The organism is Cellulosimicrobium composti (assembly GCF_009711085.1).
Classification (GTDB): Bacteria; Actinomycetota; Actinomycetes; order Actinomycetales; family Cellulomonadaceae; genus Cellulosimicrobium; species Cellulosimicrobium composti.
Window position 1 is genome coordinate 99,238 of record NZ_WMKA01000011.1, and the last position, 6,166, is coordinate 105,403.

Annotated in this window: 6 protein-coding genes; 4 read left to right on the forward strand and 2 right to left on the reverse strand. The window is 75.9% G+C overall.

Annotated elements, in window-relative coordinates:
- The first annotated feature begins 59 nt into the window (after positions 1-59).
- The 3 genes from GJV82_RS07165 (at position 60) to GJV82_RS19965 (ending at position 2,715) form a co-directional block, all read left to right on the forward strand.
- The gene (locus GJV82_RS07165) at positions 60-380 is read left to right on the forward strand and encodes an MTH1187 family thiamine-binding protein (protein ID WP_155098744.1); all 321 of its coding nucleotides are present in this window, start codon (positions 60-62) and stop codon (positions 378-380) included.
- Between the two features lie 161 nt (positions 381-541).
- On the forward strand, positions 542-2,002 hold the full coding sequence (locus tag GJV82_RS07170; RefSeq protein WP_155098745.1) for a restriction system modified-DNA reader domain-containing protein: 1,461 nt from the start codon (positions 542-544) through the stop codon (positions 2,000-2,002).
- A 482-nt stretch (positions 2,003-2,484) separates the two neighbouring features.
- Positions 2,485-2,715, forward strand: coding sequence for a hypothetical protein (locus tag GJV82_RS19965; protein WP_225873169.1), 231 nt, complete (start codon positions 2,485-2,487; stop codon positions 2,713-2,715).
- A gap of 13 nt (positions 2,716-2,728) precedes the next feature.
- On the opposite strand, the gene GJV82_RS07180 is transcribed toward GJV82_RS19965, so the two are convergent.
- Positions 2,729-3,577 carry an ABC transporter permease gene (locus GJV82_RS07180; RefSeq protein WP_155098746.1) on the reverse strand — a complete coding sequence of 283 codons (849 nt, stop codon included), beginning with the start codon at positions 3,575-3,577 and terminating at the stop codon, positions 2,729-2,731.
- On the reverse strand, positions 3,574-4,659 hold the full coding sequence (locus GJV82_RS07185) for an ATP-binding cassette domain-containing protein (RefSeq protein ID WP_318657390.1): 1,086 nt from the start codon (positions 4,657-4,659) through the stop codon (positions 3,574-3,576). The genes GJV82_RS07180 and GJV82_RS07185 overlap by 4 nt, the downstream gene beginning before the upstream one ends.
- Before the next feature lie 91 nt (positions 4,660-4,750).
- Here GJV82_RS07185 and GJV82_RS07190 point away from each other — a divergent pair, with 91 nt between their 5' ends.
- On the forward strand, positions 4,751-5,749 hold the full coding sequence (locus tag GJV82_RS07190) for a helix-turn-helix transcriptional regulator (protein ID WP_155098748.1): 999 nt from the start codon (positions 4,751-4,753) through the stop codon (positions 5,747-5,749).
- Positions 5,750-6,166: the final 417 nt, after the last annotated feature.

The following is a 6,166-nucleotide window of genomic DNA, read 5'->3' on the forward strand; positions in this document are numbered from 1 at the left end:
GCGAGGTCGGGGCGGCGCTCGCGGCCCGGTCCGGGCTGCGGTCGTGCCACGATGGCCTCATGGCCGTCTTCGCCTTCTCCGTCGCCCCGCTCGGTGCCGGCGAGTCCGTCGCGGACTCCGTCGCCGAGGCCGTCCGCATCGTCCGCGAGTCGGGTCTGCCCAACCGCACGACGGCGATGTTCACCGAGATCGAGGGCGACTGGGACGTCGTCATGCCCGTCATCCAGCGCGCCACCGAGGCCGTGGGGGCGGGCGGCCACCGCGTCTCGCTCGTCATCAAGGCGGACATCCGTCCGGGCCGCTCGGGCGAGCTCACGGGCAAGGTCGAGCGCGTCGAGGAGCGGCTCGCGGCCGAGTCCGAGGAGACCGGGCACGCCTGACCTGCGGCGTCGCCGGGGGCCGTCGGCACTGCCCGACGCGTGCTCTCCCGCGGGGCGTGAGAGGACGGTTCGACCGGGTTCGAGGGACTTGACCGGCGACGTAGGCTATGGCGCATACGCCCCCGCCCCGGTCGCGTTCCGCTGCTGCAGGAGATCCCCCGATGCCCCTCTTCGAGGTGGACGCCGAGCGTCCCGTACTGGTCCAGCCGCCCCAGCCGGCAGGAGCCTTCGGGACCGACGCGCAGCGCGTCGTGGACGGCAACCTCGAGGGGCTGCTGGGCGAGCAGATCTTCCCCGTCGCGCAGGGCACGTCCGACGACGAGCCGCACCTCCTCGCGCTCGACGCCGCGGGTCTCCCCGTGGTCATCGAGGTCACGGCCGAGCTCACCGAGGAGGCCCTGACCGCGGCGCTCAACCACGCGGGCCGCGCCGGGCGCCTCACGCGCGCCGAGCTCGCCGCGCGCTACACGGGCGGCGCCTCGCGCTTCCAGCAGGACGTCGCCGCGTTCTACGACAACGTGCCCCTCACGCGCTCGCAGGCCACGGCCCGCGCGACGGGCGCCCGCCTCATCGTCATCTGCTCGAGCGCCGCGCCCGGCATCCAGGACGCGCTCGACTTCCTGCGTCAGCCCGGCTCGCCGGTCGCGGTCCTGCGCCTCGGCGTCGTGCACGGCGCCGACGGCCGTCGCTTCGTCGACGTGTCGCCGCTCGCGATGACGCGGGACAACCCGGCGCCGCCCGCGGCGCCCGAGCCCCCGCGCGGCCGTGCCGTCGCCCCCGGCTCCGACTTCGCGGACGGCGTCGCCGTGGGCCGTGCCCTGACCGGCAAGTTTCCCGTGGTGACGCGGCAGGCCGCGAGGTCCCGGGCGGAGCGCCGCCGGGCCGCCGCCGAGCTCGAGCCGCGCACCACGTACGGCATCGCCCCGACGCCCGCCGACGAGACCGGCCCGCTCGCCGCGCTCGGCGAGCCCGCCGCGCCGGTCGAGACGCCGCGGACGGAGCCCCCGGTGCTCGACTTCGTGCCGCTCGACGACCCGCTGACGTCCCGGTCCGTGCCCGAGGCGGCCCCGACGGGCTGGGCGGACCGCCGCCCCGTCGAGGCGGGCGACGAGCCGCCCGCGCCGCGCACGTCGATCCTCACGCGCGAGTCGATCCGCACCCGGGAGTCGATCCGGACGCGCGAGTCGTACCTCACGCACGAGTACGGCGAGCAGCGCAGCCCGTCGCGCGAGCGCCCGTACGACCCGCTGTCGTACCACCCGCCGGCGGACCTCGCGCCCGAGCCCGCGCCCGCGGGCCGCGACGTCGTCCCCGTGCCGCCCCCGCCGCCCGCGGACGTGCCGCTCGGCCCCGACGACGACCCGGACCTCGTGGCGCTCGCGCGGACCCTCGGCACGCCTCGCCAGCTCGTGTGGTCGCGCCCGCGCCGCGGCCAGCGCTTCGAGGCGGTCCTCCAGCCCGACGGCTTCATCGAGCTGTCCGACGGCGCCCGCTACCGCCACCCCGACCTCGCGGCCGTGGCGGTGTCCGGGACGCACACCGCCGACGGCTGGAGCGTGTGGCGCCTCGGCGCCGACGACGGCCCGACCCTGACCGACGCGTTCCGCGAGCACCACGCCTGACCCGGCGACGGAGCCCGGCGACGGGCCCGGCGAAGCCGCCCGTCCGACGCCGCACGACGACGCCCGGGGGCGAGGCATGATCGGGTTCCTGCACACGGCGGACGTCCACGTCGCGTCGTTCGGTGCGCTCGTCGACGAGGTCGCGCCGGGGGAGGGGCACGTGCACCGGATGGACGCGCCGCTCCTGGACGACGCCCGCGCGGGCGCGCCGGTCGCGGGTCGGGTGCGCGCTCACGTGGAGGCGCTCGCCGCGGCGGGTGCGTCGGTCGTGGTGTGCACGTGCTCCACGCTCGGACCGGTCTCGGAGCAGGTCGGTGTGCCCGGCGTGCCGGTGGTCCGCGTGGACAGGCCGCTCGCCGAGGCGGCGGTGCGCGACGGCGGCCACGTCACGGTCGTCGTGGCGCTCGGCTCGACGCTCGGCCCGACGACGGAGCTTCGGCGAGGTCGCCCGGCGCGAGCGCGCGACCGTCGAGCTCGACCCCGTGATCTGCGCGGACGCGTGGTCCGCGTTCGAGGCGGGCGACCTGGATGCGTACCACCGGGGAGTCGCGGACGCGGTGCGGGACGCCGTCTCGCGTCGGGGCGCGGACGTCGTCGTGCTCGCCCACGCCAGCATGGCGCCGGCGGCAGGCCTCCTCGCCGACCTCCCCCTCCCCGTCCTGACGAGCCCGGGCAGCGCCGTGGCCCGGGCCGTCGAGCTGGCCCGGGCCTGACGCGCGTCGTCGGTCAGTCCGTCGAGCGCACCATGGTGCGGATCCCGACGGCGAGCCCGACGACGGCCGTCGCGACGGCCGCCACCCAGCCCCACCCGACGGTCGCGGCGGCGAGGTCGCCCGCGAACAGCGCGCGCTCGGCGTCCACGACGTAGCGCAGCGGGTTGACGTCCGACGCGACCTGCATCCACCGCGGGCCGGTCTCCAGCGGCAGGAGCATGCCGGACAGGATCATGAGCGGGAAGATCAGCGTCTGCTGCACGACCCAGAACATCCAGTCCTGCTTGCGCACGGCGAGCGCGAGCGCGTAGCTGAGCGACCCGATGCCGACGCCGAAGACGGCGAGCAGCGCGAGCCCGACGACGGCGCCCGCGGGGTGCAGCGCGAACCCGAACGGCAGCATGACGAGGACGACGACGACCGACTGCGCGACGATCGGCACCATCTCCTTGAGCGCGCGGCCCACGAGGAGCGACGACCGCGACAGCGGCGCGACGAGCATGCGCTCGTGCGCGCCCGTCTGGAGCTCGAACAGGAGGTTCGCGCCCGTCGTGGACGTCCCGAAGAGCGTCGTCATGACGAGGATCGACGGGACGAACCACTGCCAGACGTTCCCGCCGAGCACGTCCTGACCGGTCGTCGTGCCGCCGAGCGACCCGACGAGCAGGGGCCCGAACAGGGCGAGGAACACGACGGGCTGCACGAGCCCGAACAGCACGGAGAACGGGTCCCGCACGACGGGCCGCAGCTCTCGCACGAGGACGATGCCCGTGTCGCGCGCCAGCGCACCGGGGCGGCGCCGGGGCGCGACGGCCGGGGACGTGCGGGGACGGACGGGGGTGGCGGTGTCGACGGCGCTCATGCTGCGGTCCTCTCGGGGGTCGGGGCGGGGGCGGTGCTGTCGGCGGCGTCCGCGTCGGGGGCGCCGGCCTCGCGCAGGCTGCGGCCGGTGAGCGCGAGGAACACGTCGTCGAGGGTCGGCCGGTGCACCTGCGCGGTCTCGACGGGGACGCCGGCGGCGTCGGCGGCGCGCAGGAGGCGGGGGAGGTAGGCGTCGCCGCGCTCGGCCCGCACGTCGAGCGTGACCGCGCCCGCGCCGTGCCCGACGCCGCCCGCCACGGGAGTCCGGGTCACCTCGCGGAACCCCTCGACGCGGCGGGCGACGTCCGCGAGGTGGGACGCGGCGTCGTGCCCGGCGCCCGGGGCGACGGTCATCACGACGCGGTCGCCCGCGAGGTCGGCCTTGAGGTTCTCCGCGGTGTCGTCCGCGATGACCTGCCCGTGGTCGACGACGACGACGCGCTCGGCCATCGTGTCCGCCTCGTCGAGGTAGTGGGTCGTGAGGACGATCGTCATCGGCTCGCCCGTCGCGGCGACCGCGTCCGCGCGCATGCGCAGGACGTGGTCCCACAGGTTCGCGCGGTTGTGCGGGTCCAGGCCCGTCGACGGCTCGTCGAGGAACAGGAGCGACGGCGCGTGGACGAGCCCCATCGCGACGTCGAGCCGCCGGCGCTGCCCGCCCGAGAGGTCGGACACCTTGCGCGTGCGCTGCGCGTCGAGCTGGAGCGACTCGAGCAGCTCGTCCGCCCGGCGCCGTGCGGTGCGACGGTCGAGCCCGTAGATGCGGCCCTGGCTCGTGAGCTCGTCGACGACGTGCTGGGCGTGGCCCGCGCCGTTGCCCTGCCCGACGTAGCCGATGCGGTGCCGGACGGCGTCGGGCTCCGCGACGACGTCGTGCCCGGCGACGGTCGCTGTGCCGGACGTGGGGCGGATCAGCGTGGTGAGCATCCGGAGCGTGGTCGTCTTGCCGGCGCCGTTGGGGCCGAGGACGGCGACGAGCTCGCCCGGCGCCACGTCGAGGTCGATGCCGCGCACGGCGTGCACCGTGCGGCTCTCGTCGCGCCCGACGGCGAAGTCCTTGGTCAGTGCTCTGGTCCGGATCACGGGTCCTCCTCGGTGTGGTTCGTGCCTCGAGGACGACGCTGCCAGCAGTAGAGGTCAGGTCCTGTCCTCTACCGCGTGCGACCCTGAGGACATGCTCGAGACCTCCGGACGGCTGCTTCGGCTCCTCTCCCTCCTCCAGGCGCGCCGCGACTGGCCCGGGGCGGCGCTCGCCGAGCGCCTCGACGTGAGCCCGCGCACCGTGCGGCGCGACGTGGACCGTCTGCGCGAGCTCGGCTACCCGGTCCGCGCGACGAAGGGCCCCGACGGCGGCTACCGCCTCGACGCGGGCGCGGACGTCCCGCCCCTGCTCTTCGACGACGAGCAGGCGGTCGCCGTCACGATCGCGCTGCGCACCGCGACGCTGCCCGGCGTCGAGGAGGCGGCGGCGCGGGCCCTCGCGACGATCCGGCAGGTCATGCCGGCGCGGCTGCGCACGCGCGTCGACGCGCTGGAGGTGACGGCCGTCCCCGGGCGGCGGGAGCAGTCCCTGCCCGCGGTGCGACCCGAGGTGCTCGTCGAGGTCGGGACGGCCGTGAACGAGCGCCGCGTGCTCCGGTTCGACTACGAGGGTGGCCCCGGGGAGGTCCTGCGCGCCCCCGCGGGGCAGGAGTTCCGCGCGCCGCGGCGCGTCGAGCCGCACCACCTCGTCACCTGGGGAGGCCGGTGGTACCTCGTCGCGTGGGACCTCGACCGGGAGGACTGGCGCACGTTCCGCGCGGACCGCATGACGCCGCGCACGGGGGTCGGCGCGCGGTTCGAGCGGCGCGACCTGCCGGCTCCGGACGTCGCGACCTTCGTCGCCGAGCGCTTCGCGCGGCCCGACCTCCCCGCGCGGGGGACCGTCGAGCTCGAGCGCGACGCGTCCGAGGTCGCGGCGTGGGTCGGTGCGGGCGCGCTCGTCGAGGCCGCGGGGGAGGGGCGCAGCCGCCTCACGGCGAGCTCGTGGTCATGGGGCGGGCTCGCGGCGTGGTTCGGCATCTTCGACGCGCCGTTCACCGTCGTCGGGCCGGACGAGCTCCGGGCGGCGGTCGCGCAGCTCGCGGCGCGCGCCGGTGCGGCGGCGGCAGGGCGCACCGCGAGGACCACGTGAGACGCACGGCAGCCACGCGGGGTGCGTGCGTCCCCGCCGGGGGCGGGGCGGCGCGCCGGGGAGTGGCCCGGGTCACGGCGCAGCGGGTTGACCTCTCGGCGCCCGACCCCGTAATGTTCTCGAGGTCGCCCGGCAGGGAGGAACAGACACCACGGCGCAGCTCCTCGGAGCAGACGCGAAGTGGCTGGTCCCCCGGGCGGAACTCCCACCAGTTTCTCGGAGCACAGTGCTGCGCCGCGAAGAGAGTGGGGGCCTCTGGATCAGGTACATTTCTGAACGGATCTCCGGTTTTGACCGGTCCGGGAAGAACGGCCGGGTCTGGTAGGATTCAGAACGAAGGAAACGCCCCGCGCAAGGGCCTCGGGAACGAGGTCGGAGGCGGTGTGTGTCGGTTGTTTGAGAACTCAACAGTGTGCT

Excerpts from the sequence above, each read along its gene's own strand:
- GJV82_RS07180 (WP_155098746.1), bottom strand. The coding sequence starts at position 3,577 with ATGAGCGCCGTCGACACCGCCACCCCCGTCCGTCCCCGCACGTCCCCG.
- GJV82_RS07190 (WP_155098748.1), top strand. The coding sequence starts at position 4,751 with ATGCTCGAGACCTCCGGACGGCTGCTTCGGCTCCTCTCCCTCCTCCAG.
- GJV82_RS07170 (WP_155098745.1), top strand. The coding sequence starts at position 542 with ATGCCCCTCTTCGAGGTGGACGCCGAGCGTCCCGTACTGGTCCAGCCG.
- GJV82_RS07165 (WP_155098744.1), top strand. The coding sequence starts at position 60 with ATGGCCGTCTTCGCCTTCTCCGTCGCCCCGCTCGGTGCCGGCGAGTCC.